The 19,133-nt window shown below is 45.1% G+C and carries 9 protein-coding genes; 5 read left to right on the forward strand and 4 right to left on the reverse strand.

The window, feature by feature from the left end:
* Positions 1-2: 2 nt before the first annotated feature.
* From J7I42_RS19815 to J7I42_RS19825, 3 genes are all read right to left on the reverse strand, one after another.
* Positions 3-8,696, reverse strand: coding sequence for a Tc toxin subunit A-related protein (locus tag J7I42_RS19815; protein WP_209140588.1), 8,694 nt, complete (start codon positions 8,694-8,696; stop codon positions 3-5).
* Positions 8,697-9,098: 402 nt separating this feature from the next.
* Positions 9,099-9,506: a hypothetical protein gene (locus tag J7I42_RS19820; RefSeq protein ID WP_209140589.1), complete on the reverse strand. Its 408-nt coding sequence runs from the start codon at positions 9,504-9,506 to the stop codon at positions 9,099-9,101.
* 244 nt (positions 9,507-9,750) lie between these two features.
* Entirely contained in the window at positions 9,751-11,364 is a 1,614-nt protein-coding gene (locus J7I42_RS19825) for a DUF6377 domain-containing protein (protein ID WP_209140590.1), read from the reverse strand.
* A gap of 273 nt (positions 11,365-11,637) precedes the next feature.
* On the opposite strand from J7I42_RS19825, the gene J7I42_RS19830 reads away from it, so the two are divergent.
* The 3 genes from J7I42_RS19830 (at position 11,638) to J7I42_RS19840 (ending at position 17,244) form a co-directional block, all read left to right on the forward strand.
* Entirely contained in the window at positions 11,638-14,628 is a 2,991-nt protein-coding gene (locus J7I42_RS19830; protein WP_209140591.1) for a SusC/RagA family TonB-linked outer membrane protein, read from the forward strand.
* An 18-nt stretch (positions 14,629-14,646) separates the two neighbouring features.
* Positions 14,647-16,383, forward strand: a complete 1,737-nt coding sequence (locus J7I42_RS19835) for a RagB/SusD family nutrient uptake outer membrane protein (RefSeq protein WP_209140592.1) — start codon at positions 14,647-14,649, stop codon at positions 16,381-16,383.
* A gap of 204 nt (positions 16,384-16,587) precedes the next feature.
* Positions 16,588-17,244 (forward strand): hypothetical protein, encoded by a 657-nt coding sequence (locus J7I42_RS19840; protein WP_209140593.1) that lies wholly within the window; start codon positions 16,588-16,590, stop codon positions 17,242-17,244.
* Positions 17,245-17,380: 136 nt separating this feature from the next.
* On the opposite strand, the gene J7I42_RS19845 is transcribed toward J7I42_RS19840, so the two are convergent.
* The gene (locus J7I42_RS19845; protein ID WP_209140594.1) at positions 17,381-17,629 is read right to left on the reverse strand and encodes a glycosyl hydrolase 53 family protein; all 249 of its coding nucleotides are present in this window, start codon (positions 17,627-17,629) and stop codon (positions 17,381-17,383) included.
* Between J7I42_RS19845 and J7I42_RS19850 the strand changes: the two genes are divergently transcribed.
* The gene (locus J7I42_RS19850; RefSeq protein ID WP_209140595.1) at positions 17,620-17,967 is read left to right on the forward strand and encodes a hypothetical protein; all 348 of its coding nucleotides are present in this window, start codon (positions 17,620-17,622) and stop codon (positions 17,965-17,967) included. The genes J7I42_RS19845 and J7I42_RS19850 overlap by 10 nt on opposite strands.
* Before the next feature lie 262 nt (positions 17,968-18,229).
* Complete coding sequence (locus tag J7I42_RS19855; protein WP_209140596.1) at positions 18,230-19,123, forward strand: AraC family transcriptional regulator; 894 nt, start codon at positions 18,230-18,232, stop codon at positions 19,121-19,123.
* Positions 19,124-19,133 lie beyond the last annotated feature (10 nt).

A 19,133-nucleotide genomic window follows, 5' to 3' on the forward strand; every position in this document is an offset into this window, starting at 1 on the left:
CATCAGTTTGTTACTATTGAATACCTGATCACCAGCCAGGCGTCTTGCAACGCTGCATTATCAGCAGTAAAGTTCCAGGCTTCTGATAAAGCAGGGAAAGCACCGGCAACCGTAAAATGCTTCAGGTCCCCAATCGCTGCAGCCGGATTCAATGCCATTCCATTTAGCTGTAACCCGGTAACCTCACCCTCAACCAGCAGCTCAATGCCTGTAACCTCCACGCGCTGTACCCTTTTGCTCTTTGTAAAGAAAGGCAGCCGGTCTTTCAGCCCGGTAAGCGTCAGTACCCGGTTACCATTTCCGGGATGCTGAAAGCGGTACCATTCGTTCGAGTATTCGGACTTCAGGTTGAATAACCGGTCCATCCCATCTTCCCCGCTTGCATTTTCAAGAAAACTGTTCAGGTTATTTTCCGAAAACTGTTTCAACAAACCACCTCCTTCACGTGCCGTATATTGTAAATGGAAAATGACATCTGAAATGGTATCATAGTCAAACTGGCGGAACCCGGCCGGCAGGTCAAGCCTCCAGCGGCTTACAGCGCCTGCTCCTTCGAACGGAAGGAAGCGGTCGTCGCGGAAATTCAGTTCGAACATGCCATTATCTTGTTGTGCATGGCTGGTAGCAATAGACTGTAACTGCACATAATTATTCACAAAACGCTCGTCGGTGGCCGTTGTATCTTCCCGGTATTGGGAACCGGTAACATTGCTGATGCGGGTCTTATCGTTCAGCAGGGTTAAGGTAGCGCTTATACTGGTGTATGGGCCGGCTACACAGGGTATGGAAACACTCATGCTTTTTATCCTGCGCATATAATGGCCGGGGAAGTCGAGGTCGAACATCGTCTCGGGCAACAGCAACTCACAAGTACCGGTCTCTTTCAGGTTCAGCAATGCAAACGCATCCCATTGTACCAGTGAAATGTGTTTACTGATCTCATATTCCCTTTTATGGGTATCCATATAGGTTCGTTCCATTTGCCGGATGGCGAGTGACAACTGTTCACCTGCCAGAAAACCATCGCGGCTGCCATCCCAGTAGGCCAGTTGTATAAAGTTTGTATTGGCCTCTCCCCTTTCAAAACGATATGCTTTTTCAGCTTTACGGGCCAGGTCATACGCCAGCTGATATGCCTGCCGGTAGGTCGTACGCACCTGTCCTTCCATCCATTGGTACAACTCCTGGTTGGTGTATTTACCAGCCAGGTAATCCTGCATCTCACGGGCCTGTTCAACCTGCATCTTGTGATGCTGTAACTCTTTTTCGGAAATGGCTATACGTATTTTGGCAGTAATGATCTGTTTATCGATCTGCATCAGTTCGTTCCCGGCAGTGTTTGCCTGTAAGATCCAATCCTGCCGCTGCCGCAGGAAACCGGTTTTTTTGGCGGCTGCTCCTGATTCAAACTGCAGTTTGTTTGCGTACGTTTGAACGCCCCTGGCAGCTGCAGCAAGAGCTGCTCCTACATGCTGGCCACCAAAAGTTATGGTAACACCTACCCCAAGCGGTTGACCGTGGCCGCTGGTACTGGGGAAGAAATTGGCCACGCCGGCTGCCGTTTCCAAAATTCCAGCCATCGTTTGCTTCTGTGCTGCCTGTAGCGCCTTCTTCATATCTTCCCTTTCCAGGTCGATCAATTGCAGACCGCCTGATTCCTGCATGCGGCCATACTTGCCATCCAGCTCACTGTACGTGGCGCCTTCCTGCGGTACTTCGGGCGTTATGGCCAGCAACTGTTGAAAATGCTTCAGCCGGTTACCTGTATTTTCGCGGGTCCTGTATAAAGTATCCAGCTGACCATAGGCCTCCTCCAACTGCTGGATTTTTACCGTTTGTACGGCATTTAACAGCACTACCTCCTGGGTTGCCCTCAATTTAGCCAGCGCCTCCGCATCGCGGCGTTCAATAACCGATAACAACTGGCTGCCCAGCACTTTTACATCGGCACACACCTCCAGCGCTTTTGCCGTTAAATGATTGAAGCGGTAATAGGGCATTGGCACATTGAAATCGTTCAGCACACTGCTAAGACTGATGCCATTGGCCGCTGCCTGCACCAGTAAGGCCGGATCAATCGGGGGCTCATATAACGCCAGCTTCTGCACTATGCCATCTATATTCATGCTATGGCGGATCTTGAACAGGCGGTCGGCTACTTTATCCCAATATTGTAACAATTGCGGATTGTTGGGAATATTGAAGTATAAGGATGCGCCAAATCCAAATATATTATTACCACGGTAAGGTTTACCGTTTTGAATACCTCCTTCATAAGTTACCTGTCCGCTATACGGGAAGGCAAGCTCCATTTCAACCATGGCATTGCTGAAATGATCCCATTTATCCTTTAAGGAGTTATAGGTTTGGGCACTTATGGTTCCCCGTTCAGGCACAACCTGCGGACGTGGCCCTAAAATATGACCTGCTATCACGTACAGTATCGAGGCCTGGTTAATGGTCTCCATCGTATTTTGCCGGTACAGCTCATCACCCCAGGCCAGTATATTATCCAGGTATTTCATCACTACCGTTTTCATATAAGCGGCTGGGCGGGAACGGGCAATCAGGTGGGGATTATATGGATCGCTTCGCCATTCATAGATCTCATTATAACCCTGCCATGGCTTCAAACTATACAGAAAGTCCCGCACACTGTCTACCGGACTGGTCTTGAAAGGCAGGAACTGCCAGTAACGCCGTACGGTATTTTCAGGGCCGGTAGCCAGCGGATTGAAAATGTAGTGGAACCAATTCCGGGCCTGTTCATATTGCCGGCTTTTACTTAACCTGTCGGCAATAATAAGCGGAACATGAAAGAACAGTTCCCAGTTATAAATACTGTACGAACCATATGATTCTTTAAACTGATTGTCCGGATTCTTTCCAAAATCCACCCCGCCATCCGGCCATTGGACGACCCTTTCCGCATTATAGGTTTGCGGCGTTGTCGCATACTGCCGGTTTTGCTGGGTAAACGTACTAAGCAGACCCGACAAGCCATTCTGATTCAATTGCTGTAAAAAAGTTCCTACATATGGATGATATAAATTTTCAATGGCATTCTCGGTTGCATAGTAGGGTGCATAGCGGACCATGGTGCGTCTATGTGTACCGTTATTCCCCTCTTCCTGATAAACCATTGTAGTGGACGCATAATTAGGTCCATTGGCAGTAAAATTCTTTTGAAATGTTCTTACCAGCTTGAAATTTGTCAGTGGTTTATTAAAGATCATTCCTCTCTGCACGCCTGCAATGTCAATTGTTATATCTACAGGTGCGGTAGGCCCTGCCGGATAAAAATGCATGTATTTGCTAACCGTATCAGGCGGATAATACATATCAAACGTACAGGTATCTGCGCCTGTAGTTCCAAAGCCAACGCCATCATGGAAGGTAAAGGCACCCACGGGTTTTATTATATTTCCTTCCTCATAGTGTACACTGATCTTTAAGAGTTCAGTTAAAGTATCCTGCATAAAAATAAAGCTGGAGATGGGCACGGCTGTTGCAGCCGCGGGCGTATTCAAAACACAAGGCGAGGTTTGTTTAGCCGTCCATTTGCCATCCCTGTATTCAGAATAAGCCAGCTTTATTTCCCGGTATTCCAACGGATTGAGGTCACCTGATCTTTGAGTGCTCATCTGCGTCATGCTCATTTTCGACAGCGGCGTACCTTGTATCGCGTTCTCTACCGTTTTTTTGGTGAATACCGGCCAGAACAACAGGAGCCTGTCTTTCCATTTAACCGGTATCAGGTAGTTGCCATTCAGGGGTGCTGTTTGCATACCAGGTTTGTCTTCTTCCACCAACTGGATATCCGTCTCAATTTTCTCCCAGGGTGTCCAGACATGTATAAAGTCATACGTTCTATGATAATAAACATACGGGATGCTGCGTGTACGGCCAATGATATGGCTTTTGTCTTCCGGCCATTCCTGGAACACTGCAATGATATCCAGACTGCCAACCTCATTCAGTTTACCCAGGTAATTGCGAACCGCATTTTCCACCACCTCGGGCGTAACGTCCTGCTGCAACAGTTCCGCTTCCAGTTCTTTGAAAAACGGACTCTTGGTATCCCGCAGATCGGGCTCAATCCAGTTCTCCGGATAAAGAAACACCTTGCGGCTGGCTTCCCACGTTCTGTATTGCTGCATCCATTCCCATTTACTGCGGTCAAGGGTGGTGGCTGGTATTGCTTTCTCCAGTCCCAGGAAACAACGCTGTACAAACAATTGCAAGCTCGAGACCGCCTGTCTGATGCGCGAGGTCTCCATAACAGATTCCATCTGCAGATCGATCAAAAAGAATTCAAGCAGTGTATCTGCATCCAACGCCAGGTTCCTGTTTTGCGCCCATTGCTGCAAGGCTGGTTGTACCAACAGGTAACTGATGAGGGCTGTGCGCTGGTTGGTGCGCAACTGGTCATTTACCGGTTTAATGGTTTGCCGCCAGTCTTCTTCTGTATAACGGGCACGTAAACAGCTTCTGATATTTTCTGCCTGTTGATAGCATTTATCAAAATCAGTGAGTGGCACCGCCCAGGCAACCAGGGTGGCCGTATCAAGACCGGTCAGCATTGATAAGGACATCGCCTGATACAGCTTCTCCAGCGGCTTTTCGTTCTGGAAATTGCTTACATAATAATTGAACTGGGTTGAACCCAACAGTGCCTGTACACGCGCAAGGTCCCAATTGGTGAGCGCTACAATTTTATCGGCCAGCGTAGCATTTACGGGGTTGCGCATCCAGGCTAAAAACTCGGCCAGTGAGATGCTCCCGTTCTTATGACGGTTACGTACAACTGTATATTCCCTGAAACGGCGCCAGATAGTAAGATTGAGGCTGTTCAGGCTCATATTGAAAAATCCTGACCTGCTTATATACAGCAGTTTGAGCTCTTCTGCTGAAAAGGAAAACCCTTTAATAAACAATGCCGCTTTATGCAGTTTACGGTAAGTTGCGGCAAACGTATCGTTCACTACTGCCGGGAACAAACAACTTTCAGGTACCTGCATCCGGGGCACGGTAGCAGTTTTCCAGGAAAGCTTCGACAGGTCGCCGTTCAATCCGGTTATTTTTAACCGGTATAACTGCCCGGCTTTTAATGGTTGCGGAGTTGTTTCATATTGCCCGGTGGCGCCAGCTACGGGCTGTACCGTCAACGGCTGGTCATTGAGCAAAAGCGCAGGTTGCTGGGTAGCGGCAATAACAAATGTATAAGCATCATTTGCAGCCGGTATCAGGTAACCATCCCAGCTGGCAACAGGTGGTACCTGCTGCCCTATTTTAAGAAAATCGTTCACCAGTGGCTGACTTCCATCATCATTGGTCAACGACATTGTCAGCAACCACTCGGTAGTACCCGCATCGAGCTGGATCTCCTTCGACAATTTCTCATAGATCAGCCGTTGCGCCAATTGCTTTTTCAGGAAGGGAATAAACTGGTTATAACAAAGGCTGATCTTATAACCGGGCGAGGTTTCACCGCCATCAGGGCCCAGCACGAGGTTTCTTTCAGCGCTGTTCACGGGGAACATGGCAAATAAGGTATCGTTCAGGAACATGGCTGGCTGTGCAGAAAGCTTTGATACACCACCCTGGAATGATTTATCTCGTGATAACGAACCTATTTCACTCCAGTCTTCCTCACTCAGAATACCTTTCGTTGCCATGATGCCGGTTGCCCTGTTGTAAGAAAACCTGTCTGTCAAATGTTCGGGCACTATAACAACCAACCGGTCATTCACCTTTTGGCTAAACACGATGGAACCATCCAGGAACGCCATGATGCGGGTACTGACCTCTTCGTCAAAAACCAGCATCAATTGCTGTTTCAACAGGTCGGCGGTAATCTCCTGGGGTATCAGATGCCTGCTCTCATTATTCCGCAAAGCCTGATGCAGTTCGCGGGCAATCGTGAGTATGGTCCTGTCTGAAGGGGCAATGCCTGGCTCAGGGGTATGGACCATCATATAACTCAACTGCTCGGGCCTGAAACCTGCTTCGCGGATATCTTCACAAACCAGGATAAACTCATACGTAGCACCAGCATTCAAAAAAGGATTACCAAACAGTAGTGAAAGATGAAGCAACCTGTTTACAGGCAATTTCAGGTATCTGGCCAGCGCCCCGTACCTGAAGATCGCCGAGATATTGCTTAAAGACAATACATCCGGCATTGCCAGATAGGACCTGATCTGCGAGATCTCACTGGCGGTCATCTGCAGGGCGGCCATAATACCTGGCAGATGCGCAGTAATGGTCGTTGTGGCAGCCAGGAAATTACCATTGACATCCGGTGCAAATACAGGATCAATGGCCAGAATGTTAGGGGTCAGAAATACTTTTTTATACAGGGATTGCTCACCATGGATAGAAATGTCGGCCCAAAACGCAAGCAGCCGTTCAATGGGTATTAACGTGTGCCCGGATAATTTCCTGATCCAGGAAAGCTGTTGAATGGTATTAGCTGTTATATCATACCGGGTGCTGTTTACAGGCGATAACCCTACAATGGCCATATCGGTTTGTGGTATCGTCCAGTTGAGCTTTCGCCATAACCTGATAAAGCGTTGCAGCGTATCATATTCAGGCGTGGTAAGAGGAGTGCCATCCAGGTGCTGCAATACTGCTTTACTTACATCATTTGCCTTTGCTACCTGATAAAGGTCGGCCCCCGGGCCACCCTGGTCATAATAATAGTCGTCGTTATTTCCGGGTGTTGTTCCGCCCAGTTCCAGCACGATCATCTTACCCACTTTTTCAAAGTCCTGTAATACCCAGTTACGCACAGCCGTTTTATCGGCCGGCAATTCAAAAGCATTCTGCAACAAGGTGATCACCTGCGCATATTTTACCGCCGGATCGGTTGCCGTACCAGCCAGTGACAACAGGTACCGGTAGCTGTACGGTATGCGGTTCATCATCGCCATCGAGGCTCCTACAGGCCGGGCTATATTTACGCTTTTAGTTTCAAGAATAGCGTACAGGTCTTTAAAAGAAATACCGGTGCGTGGTAAGAAACTGTTCTTTACCATCTTTAACCCTGATAACATCTCTGCCTCGGTATTGAAACCATAATATTTCCAAACAGGTTTTACGCCTATCAATGCCTGGTATTCGTCTGTGGTAAGTACCCTGCCCTTTTGGGCATCATAATATTCTTTCTTGTAAAAATCCTCTTTGGTTAAACAAATATGCTCTTCCTTGGAGATCAGGAGCATTTCAGCAAACTTCGCCCGGCTCATGGCATTGGCCTCATTTACCGGTTTTGATGGTACATCAAAAGCGTCCATGATGTCGTACCGGTTAGTGCCCATTTTTCGCAACAACATACGAATGGCATCGAGCGGCTGATTATACGGCAGGCTAAAGGGATAAACGGCATCGTTTACCGCTTTATATGCGTTATAATTTATGTGCTGCGGAACAGCCAGTAATTCTTCATTCGATTCATCGACCACATCAAAAACATCCAGCTGAACGTTGCCCTCTGCCTGGTAACCGGGCAAATGAACGATAAAGCTTTCCATGATCTCATTCACCAGATCGATGTATGGCAATGCGGTGTTGGCATTTTCACAGGTAAGCTGAAGATTGCCAATATCGGGACGGCGTTTCAACAATTCATTCAGCGGCGTTCCGTCGCCGGCTGTACGCAGATATTGCAACAGTTCAACGAGGTAGGCAGATGCACTATATACGGAACGGCATTCATCGCATTCACAAAGATCGGCATTCCCAAACAGCGCTTCCCAGTTCAACTGCAGATTGTTCTGTTCAGCCATCTCTTTTACCATGACGATGGCCTCTTCCCTGCCAGTTTTACCATCGATAGCGGCAACAGAAGTACCGGTTATGCTGTCCCGCAAGGCAGCCAGCATAAACTCATTGCGGGTATTGATATTGGCTGCCTGCTCATATACCTGCGCAGCCTCTTCTTTTCCGCCTAATTGTTCTGCATACTTTTGAATAAAATCTTCTTGGGACTGCGTCACTACTTTATGCGCCGAGGTAAGGTCGGATTCCATCATTTTAGGTAATAAGGCAGGGCTGTTGCTCATTGAACTGATCCGTTGAATATTTTTTAACGTACCCATTACGGCAGTACGCTGCATAGGATCAACCTTTGCCAGACTGGCTTTATTTTCCTTTGACGCCGCATATACCGAGGTGTTGCGGATATTGAAATCGGGGTGCCCTTCAAAAAACGATAAAACGCCCTGTTGAATAGCTTTATCCTTTATGGGCAATTCATTATTCTTTACCATGCGCGCAACTACGGCTGATGGTTCTTTGTGGTACAACTGCTTCTCAATATGGCTGGCGTACCAGGCTGCTTTTTCTTCCTGCGTTTCTCCGGGGACTTCTTCAGGCAGGGTATCGATTTGTAGGAGCGAATGAATTTTTTTTCGGTCATAAGAAAGGGCCATTTCACGAATGCTGCTCAGTTTCTTTTGCAGGGAAGTGACCAGTTTGTCGTTGTCATCGGTAATTTCAGCCAGCTGGTATACCAGTTCCATTTTCTTCAGCTCTTGATCTGAAATCCCTTTTTCCAGCAGGCTGGTGCGTGTTTGCGCCCAGTCGTTTTCATGCGCCGCATAAATATCTAAAAACACATCCTGCTTTTCTTTGGCAAGGGTATCCGATAATAGCTTACTTCTTTTATCCCTTTTTTTATGGGTGTTCATATTAAGGTTTGTTAATGATAATTAAATATTTGTTAGTTAAATAAATACAGTGGATTGTTATAAACTGAACAGGCAGTGGGAGGAATGAAATGTATAACGTTAGGCATAAGGTTAATTGGGGTTTAATACAACGAATGTACAGTTGCAAGGGAGCCCAAATTGTGGAAGCAACACGAAATGACATTTTTTGTAACCGAACTGTCCAAAAATGTGCACGTATTGTAGCGATGATTAATTGCCCGTTAGTGTTATAGAAAGGAGAAACGAAGGGGAAGTTGGTACTAATTACTTTTCTATTAATGCCTTATCTGATTATCTTGTCTTGATCAACACAAAAAAAGCGTCCCGGTTGAACCGGGACGCTTTATAAAACACTATATGATTATTGACTGATGCTAATTTTTACTTAACCTTGTTCACCTGAGTTTGTTCTACATAAGAGTGGCTTCTATTGATTGAATACACTTCTGTAGTGTTACCATTTTTAGATCTTACAATTACATTCAGCGCAGTATCACCAAAGTCTTCTGTTTTCAACATGAACTTCTTTGAAATACCAGCACCTTTAAATTTATTGGTGAACAGGATGTTACCATATTCATCGCGGAAGGTTACCGTATACTCATCTTCTACTTTGTTTGCCAGGTTCAATTCGAACACTGGTTGATTTTCCATGTTACCAATGAATTTCAATTCTGTCTTTGGATCGTCTTTGCCTTCATCATTTGCCATTGCAGGTGCAGTAAAGGCTAATGTTAAAGCAAGAGCAGCGATAGTCAGTTTTCCAAAGTTTTTCGAATCGATTTTCATAATTGTATGTTTTAAAGTTTGTTTCGTTGTTTGATGATGCAAACATACAGCGCGTTTTACCCCCCTGGAAATCAACTCAGGCTCGTTTTTAGGATGCTAAAACCCCATACAAAATGTTAAAACCCGCTATGGAAGCGGGTTTCACAAAAAATGGCACATGATGCCCAAGGTTTAAAATGGGTAAAAAGTTTTGAGAATATCAATTATGTCGGCAACATAACGAACGACTGTTATTATTTCCCTTCTACCCAATACCCGGTTTATCAATAAATTCAATTTCCATTATTTTCCGTTCAAAATCATTGGCCGGGATCAACGCCCGTGACTTGATCCGCGCTTTGTAAGTATAAATTGTGCTAACGCTGTAGTCCAGGACCTTGGCTATGGCTTCATTTTCTGTTATCCCCAGCCGCATAAGGGCGAATATTCTGACCGTAGCGTTCAACGTTTCGCCGGACTTTGGCCAGATCTGGTCTTCTTCGTTTAAGAGTGCATTAAAAGAGGTAATGAAATTAGGGAACATGGTTAAAAAAATACTGTCAAGCATTTTGTACAGGCTTCCTTTTTCTTTGTCGATATGAAGGTCCTTTAAAAGCTGTTGAACCTCATTATATTTTCCCAGCTTAATATAGTGTTGGATCTCGCGTTTTATGGTATCCAGCATTTCAATATATGAAGAACAGGTTTTAAAAAACAACCCGATCAATTCTTCCTTTATTTTGGAAGACTCCCAAAGCTTATCATTTACCCTTTCCAGCTCTTTGTTTTTTTCCCTAATCATCCCTTCGCTGGTTTTGATCCGTAATATTTGCTTCCGGTAAATAACCAGTAGAAAGAACAAGATGATAGCAACGATCAAAAAGGTCAGGAAGCCTATAAGCAGCTTATCTTTTTGATGTTGTTTTTCATCGACCAGTTTAGCCGAGATCAATGGCAACATGGATTCAATTTGTAAAGCCCGGTTCCTGGTGCCATAAAAAACGGCGTTGCGATCAGCTTCCTGCATAAAGGCAAAAGCATCGTTTGTTTGATTCATTTTAAACAGTTCCTGCCCTAATAAAAAAATGGCCAGTGTTTCTTTGGTGGAGGAGCGAATATCATTGATCGCACCAAGAATAATGAAAAACAGCCGGTCTTCACCAGTAAAAGCAAAACTGAGCCTGGTAGCAACCATCGCCAGGTTATGCGCTGGCATTGGGCGCCGGGTAATTAAATGATAGAAAAAATCAGGCGTTAAATTTTTGCGCTTCACTGAATCCGGAAGGAAGGCCATGTTGATGGTCTGTTCAAAATCGCCTGGCGGAGAAAGACTGTCGGCCAGTTTAAAATCTTTGTCAGCCTGCCTGTAGTAACCCGCTGAAAAAAAAGCATCGTTATCATATTCGCCAATACCACCGTTCAATCTTGCCCGTAACACAAGGAAATCAGATTTAAGGGCATTAGTTAACCCGGCAGTATCAATTTTTTGAATAACCTCAAAGGCTTCTTTATATAACCCGGAATTCAGCAGAATACTTCCTAGCATGATGGTACTCCTGATCAGGTCTTCCTTTTGCTGAAATCCTTTAGCAAGCGCGATCAGCTTTCTCGCATAAACAAAAGCTGAGTCGAATTTATAGGAACGGTACTCTTCAAAGAGCTTTGAGCAAAGATCAAATTGCTTATCAAAACCGGCACCATTTGCATTACGTAACGCCAATCGGAGTTCCCCCATCCTTTTTTCTTTCTCCTGATCGTACTGGCTTTGATCTTTCAACTCTGATCTCAACACCTTTAAAAGACTATCTGATCTCATGCTTTGCGAATACCCCATGGACCACGCCATCAATAAAAGCAACACAAATAATTTTTTATTCATATAGCGCCTCATAGCCATTAAATGTATGGTATTTAGCAGGTAGATCAGGCAGGAACAGGCCAGTTATCATTTAGATTTTTTGCTCCCAATCGATAATTAAATAACTGTAAATCAGATGAATATTTTTACAGGCTGCTTGATTTTCTTCGCGGAGGCGCCATTACAGCTCATTTCGTCTGATTAGTAATTTACTTTGAAGCGCCACTTAAAACCTCAGGCCGGAACCGGCCAGCAACGCCATTTCTTCGTTTATATCTATTAATCTGATTGCTTATGTCTAGAAAAAAATTGCAATTATTAAGTTGTTTCCTCTTGTTTTTTATCCTGGTTTATCCTGCTGTTTCTCAAAACAGGATACTAACCGGGAAAGTAATTGATTCCACCACCTCCACCCCTGTACCCGGCGTAACTGTCAGGGTTAGTGGTACTCAAGCGGGGACAAGTACCGATGTAAACGGCTCGTTTAAGGTAACCGTGCCAGCCACCGGCGGGACTCTTATTTTTTCTTCTGTCAACTATGCCATGCAAACAGTTCCTTTTACGGATGAAAGCGACCTGTTGATCCGTTTGGTGCCATCAGCGCAGGAACTCAAAGGTGTAGAGGTGGTGAGTGTGGGTTACGGCACCCTGAACAAAAAAGAAGTATCGAGTGCTATAACACATATAGGCGCCAGAGAGTTGAAAACTATTGCAGGCAACAATCCTTTAATGGCCTTACAGGGCAAGGTAGCCGGTCTAACCATTTCCAATACGGCCACGGCCGATCCTAACTCCTCACCGAGTATTCAGTTGCGCGGGGTATCGTCGCGCAGCGCCGGTCTGGGGCCACTATATGTTGTGAACGGCGTTCCAGGTGGAAATATCGACAATATCAATCAAAACGATATTGAATCTATTGACGTACTTAAAGGCGGCGCAGCCTCGGCCATTTATGGCACGCGTGGTAGTAATGGCGTTATTATTATAACTACCAAAAAAGGTACCGGTGAATCAAAACTGGTATACAACGGTTATGTTACAATGGATAAATTAACGATGGTACCCGATGTACTCACCGCCAGTGAGTTTCGTGAATACCGGGTCCATGCGAACCCACCCCATGGAATTGACTATGGAGCCAGTACCGATTGGGTGAAAGCAGTTACCCGCCCGGAAGCATATGCTCAAAAACACACCCTGCAGATCTCCGGCGGTAATGCGAATGATAACTATTTTGCCTCAGCCGACTACCGGAATGCGAACGGTATAGACCTGCGCGCCTACAAAAAGGAATATGGCGGCCGGGTGAACCTGAACCACACCTCCAAAAGCAATGTGTATTCCGTTTCCCTCGAAGTGGCGCCCCGGTACATGCATACCAGCAACTCCGACCAGGGGAACTTTAACAATGCCATTACGCTTAATCCCACCCAGCCTGTTTATGACAGCTCTGGCTATCACTATCTTAATACCGGCTTTTTTTCGAACAACCCGGTTGAAAATGCCCGGCTTATTAAAAGCGAGGCCGAGATAAAGGAGCTGGATATGCGAGGCGCCCTAAAAGTGAATCTCCTGAAAAACCTGTATTCCACCCTTACCATCTCAAACATCAAATCCTCCTACAAGAACCTGAATTTCCGCCCTTCAACCCTTACCACTATTGTACATGCGGGGCAAACAACCAAAACCAACTATGCCTCGCAGGAACAGATAGATAATGACCAGCGCAACCTTGAATGGACAGTTAATTATGCACTCAATTTCAGGCAAAACCACTTTAAGGTCCTGGGCGGCTATTCGTATAGCTATTTTAATTACCAGCAGTTCAACGCCAACAATTACGATTTTCCCTTTAATACGTTCTTATGGAACAACCTTGGTTCAGGTACCTGGAATGGCGGCGGACAGGGCAACGGTCAGGGAGCGGTGTCTTCCACCCAGAATGATTCCCGCCTGGCAGCTTTCTATGGCAGGATAAATTATGACTACGATAATAAATACATACTTACTGCTAGCCTCCGGCATGAAGGCTCTTCAAAATTCGGAACAGACAACAAATGGGGTAACTTCCCCGCATTGTCTGTTGCATGGCGCATTTCAGAGGAAGGCTTTTTTAAAGATAAACTTAGTTGGTTGAACGACCTGAAGCTGAGAGCCGATTACGGCATAACAGGTAACCAGGATTTTGACAGCTACAAGTCACTGCTTCTATATGGAGGTTACGGTTATTTCCCTTTCAATGGTACAACCTACCAGGTATATGGCCCCTCACAAAACATTAATCCCGACCTGAGTTGGGAAAAAGCAGTCAACTTTAATGCAGGCATTGATTTTGAGGTATTAAACAATCGCTTATCGGGTTCATTGAACTATTATGTACGCACCAACAAAGATCTGCTGGGTAATTATAATGTACCGCTTCCACCTAACCCGCAGTCACAAACGTTCACAAATGTAGGCACGATGAAGAACTCCGGTTTTGAGGTGCAACTAAACGCAGCCATCATACAGCGGAGATCATTTACTTACAATGTGTCGTTCACAACCGCTTATAACAATAACAAATTTGTTTCCTTTTCCAACAAGGTATACCAGGGCGCCCCTTACCAGGACCTGGCAGGCTTGCCTGCGCCCGGCAGCCCCGGCACCATCCAGCGTTTGCAGGAAGGGCACCGCATCGGCGATTTTTATATGTTACAATCGGCGGGCGTGGATAGAAATGGCGCGTTGCTCGTTTATAAAAAGGACGGAACAGTGGTACCAGCCAACCAATCGAATGCAGACGACAAACAATTTGTGGGTAATGGTCTTCCAAAATTTACCGGATCGCTTGGAAATATATTTAGCTATAAGAACTGGGACCTTAACATTTTTCTAAGGGGAAACTTTAGCTATAAGTTGTTCAACATGCAGGCTTTTTATATAGGTACGCCAGCAACACAAACGGATGCGAATACCCTACGATCGGCCTATGATCCGAAAAACAAGTATTCACAGCTTACCAATTCCGCTACCACCTCGCTTGCTTCTGATTATTTCCTTGAAACAGGTTCATTTGTTAAGATCGACAATGTAACGCTGGGTTATAGTTGTACGGTTAAGTCTAAATACCTGAATGCCGTGAGGATCTATGCGGCAACAAGCAATCTGCATACTTTTTCCCATTTCAAGGGCGGAGACCCCGACCTGTACCCGGTTAACGGCTTAACCCCCGGCGTACAGGGAAACCTGAACTTTTACCCCGCTACTATCCAGGTATTGGCAGGCGTGCAGATAACATTATAAACAATTAACCGGTCAGTAATGAAAAACTGTTATAAAAAATATATAGTATTTACCGCATTCACCATTGCGATGAGTGTCGGCGGCTGCACAAAATTAGATGAGCATGTTTATGATAAAGTGGATGTATCACAGTTCCTCACCAGACGCGACGATGTGATCAGGGACTTTTTACGGCCATTTGAACATGCCTATTGGAGCATCCAGGGAAATGATATTTTTGCAGCCAATGAAAATTGTACCGATGAATTAGGCACCTTTAACCGCCAGGGCGATTGGCAGGATGGCAACTATTACCAGCGTATGCACAATCACACCTGGACTATCCAGGATAATTTCACAAGCGGCGCCTGGACCGCTTTTTACCAGGGTATTGTATTAGCTACAAACTCCCTGCAGGACATGGAAAGTATAACGGACCCGGCTAAACTAAACGTTTCGCAAATTGAGCTGGCCGACTTTAAAGCCGAGCTCAGGACACTCAGGGCCTGGTTCTATTTAAGAGCATTTGACTTTTACCGGAACATTGAAATTATAACAGATGTAAAACATACCACTTCGGGCAATATGCAATCGCCTCCGCAGGAAACCTTTAACTATATAGAATCGGAACTGAAAGCTGCGATATCAGACCTGCCTAAACGCGAAACGCTGGGTGATAAGGGCATTGGCCGGTGGACACAGGCAGGAGCAGCCGCATTACTGGCTCGCCTGTATCTTAATGCAAAAGTTTATATTGGCCAGGAAAAGTTCACCGATTGTGCTACGGTCTGTCAGGATATCATAAATGGTAAATACGGTACTTATAAACTGGATACCCGCTGGGACGCGCCGTTTGACTATACCAATAATACGGTCAATTCAGAAACGATCTATGGCTTCCCATGCAGTCTTTCCCGTACGCACTGGCAATACGACGGCGGCATGTTCTTCTGGGCAATGACCTATGATGCCGCGCCACTGTATTGCGGCTTTACAGATTTTAATCAGGCCAACCCCAGGTATGCGCTTCAGCCTGGCAGAGATGTAGATAGTAATGAATACAGCTTTAAGCTGGGTAAGCCTTTTATAAAATTCCAGCATTATCCAGACGATTATCGCCTGAAACTGTACAAAAATCTGGGTGGTAGCAAACGGGAAGGCATGTTCCTGTTCGGTTACCTGCCCTACCAGCATGTGGTGAACGGGAATACAGTAACTGACACGGTCAGGGGCAATAAAGGCAATTACCCACTCTTCATTCGCGATCAGGTGGGCTGGTTCCTGGATGCAAAACCCGGACAGCGGATCTCAGATAAAGAATCCAACATGAACCATGCCGACCATAACTCAGGTATATTCTTCCTTAAATATCCTTTATATCCCACTCCCGATCCTAATCGTATTACATCTGCTTATGCAGAAGTACGTTTGTCTGAGATCTATTATTCGCTCGCGGAATGTAAATACCGGGCAGGAGACAAGCCTACTGCTGCCATGCTGCTGAACGCCGTACGCCAGCGCAATTATCCCGCGGGTTCCCCAAGCCTGTATGCTGCTGATGGCAGCAAGTTGAACGACCAGGAAATGCTGGATGAATGGGGACGCGAATTTTTTGGCGAGAACCGCCGTCGTACTGATCTCATCCGTTGGGGAGTATTTAACACTGGTATATGGTGGGATAAACAACCTGACGCCGATGAGCATACGGCCATATTCCCCATAGGCCGGAACATCATGGGTGCTAATCCGCAGTTTACCCAAAACCCCGGTTATTGATCTATTTATCACCTATTCTGCAACCCTGGCATATAAAAAAAGAGGGAAACTGTACTATTCCGTTTTCCTCTTTTTTTATACTGATCCACAATACATTGTTTACATACCTCGTTGTCACCTCTTAACGGCCTTTTTTTCTAACAATTATAGTATTACTTTGGCGACGGCGCAAGACTACGCTTCTAAAAAGGACAATTTTATAGAATGAAGAATATACTCCTAACCCTTTTTATTGCAATTTCAATCAACTCTTTCGGACAAGAGTGGACCGACCTTAAGGTGGATTCAGTGCTGACGCTAAAGCTGCCTGACAACTACCATATTTATGACACCCTTGGGATAAAGGTATTTACTGGTATACTCGAAAATGCAGTGGTCTCCGTTTCCATAGGCGAAAATGTTAAGACTGTTAAAGATGAAAAGTTGCTGTTGGTGTGGTACAACAGTTTCAAAGAGTCGAGTGTTAAAGCAAACCACGGGCAATTGATTAAAGACCAGATTATAGAAGCCGGTGGACTTAAAATGATTCGATTTTCGTTTCATATGGAAAAAGATGGAGAAAAGAAAGTCAAACACAGCATAGTTGCCGTTGTCAATAATAAATTTTATACTATTAGTTTTACCGAAGCAGAATCGCCGTCCGGGGAAATGGAAAAGACCCGGGAAAAGTTTTTCTCTTCCATGAAATTTCCTCCCGGCCTTGGGCTGAACAATCAACTTAGTGCAAAAGACCGAGATGAAATGGCCTACAACCAGGGAGAACTGCTTGGAAAAATTACTGTTGGGTTGCTAATAGGATTGGCGGTTTGGTTTTCAACAAGACGTAAGAAGAAAGATAGACCAACCTCTGCAGTAAGATGAAATACGCTTACGCATGATATAGCCAGCGGCGAAAAGAAAACTAAAGGCCACTTCAGATTCGCTTTTGAAGTGGCCTTGTTTTATAAAGCCATTACCTGCATTTAAAGATTGACCGTTGTTTTATTTCCGGGGCTACCTACTTTACCAAAAACGCATCCAATGCCCGGGTGGGCCGGCCATCCTCTCCCCAGGCGCTTAATGGGTATTTACTCCAGCTTCTTGCCCCTTCTGGTTCCCAATAAATAACACCAAGGCCTTTTTTACCAGGTACTGCTTTGACCTTCTTTTGCACAGCAACCAACATCTCATACGTGTTATCAGGCCTGGTATCCTCCCCTCCTATTTCCACTACCATAACTTCCTTACCATGGCGGGGTGTACTCAACCCTGACGATCGTTTTCTCCGCGCCTGGCGGCGAGAGTATGGCCATTACACTTGCTACCAACAATGCTTTTAGCAAAAAAGAATATGTAGTAAGACCTGTCTCAAAACCAGGTATTGACAATGCACAAATGATGTATCACTCAAAGGACCAAAAGATCTTTGAAGCTGCCGGAAAAACAGGGACCGGAACGGTTAGCATTACAAAACTGACAAACGATACCGTGACGGGCATATTTTCAGGTAAGTTTAAACAACAGGGGAAACCCGAAAATACGCTTGTAATAAAGGGCGGGCATTTTACTGCAACGTTGACTGGTGCTGAACCAGATAATAATTAATGTGCACGGGAACCGGACACAGCTGGTCGAACGAAAATTCTTTAAATCAGACATTTTTACCAACCCTGCCGAACAATCAACCAATTTCCAATGTTACTTCCTGGTTAATTTTGATCTAACATTCCTTTCATGCTATTATAAAAGGAATGGGGACAATTTATTACAGCAACTGCTATGATATTAAAACTTATTGGGAGTATAATATTAAATACACCTTGGTTATCCGTGTTCGTGCTTTCTTCATATAGATTAAATTATTTGTATGAAGAGCGCTAGTCCCGTTTACCTGCATTCAATTAAGGACATGAATGATCTTACCGGTCATACATGGCACATGGAAGGTTTGCGGGTTTTGATAAAAAAGCCTGAGCATGCCAAGCCGCCCTTTACTCATCCATTTCGTACTGATTCCTATTGGGTATTGCTGGTCATGGATGATTCTTTAACTATCCAATTGAACGGAGAAGAACATGTTGTAAAAGAAAATGATCTGTTGATCATTCCACCGCATATGGTGCGTCAGTCAGACGGAACCAATAATTGTAAAGCAGCCTGCGTGGCATTTACGCCAGACTTTCTGTTAGATTCAGGTCTTTCACAAAGACATATTGATCTATTTGAATTCCTTTTAAATAGTCGCAGCACGCATCTCCACCTGGATCCCGACGATGCGTCCCGGTTCATGACCCTGATCGCCCTGTTGCAGGAAAAGAACTTCTCCCGGGACCAACATCCATTTTCCGCCGAAGTAGTACGTCATTTCTTTAATGTGTTCCAGTTTGAACTGGCCGGGCTTTATCACAAATATTCAAATCAGAAAAAAACAGTACACGATCACAAAGAGGAGATCCTATGGAGGTTCCTTGGTTTGTTATCGAAACATATAAAAACAGAGCGCAGTTTACTGTTCTATGCTAACAGGTTGTACGTAACGCCAAAGTATCTCACACAAACGGTAAAGAAACTCACCGGCAAAACAGCAGGAAAATATATTGACGATCTGGTAATTGTAGAAGCCAAAAATTTATTGCGCGACCCATCTTTGAGCATTGCACAGGTAGCAGACCTGCTTTATTTCAGCGACCAGTTCTTCTTCAGCAAATTCTTTAAACGTTATACCGGAATTACCCCCTCTAACTATCGAAAAAGCGTTTAGATAGATTATT

The sequence above is a fragment of the Niastella soli genome (genome assembly GCF_017742245.1).
GTDB lineage: Bacteria > Bacteroidota > Bacteroidia > Chitinophagales > Chitinophagaceae > Niastella > Niastella soli.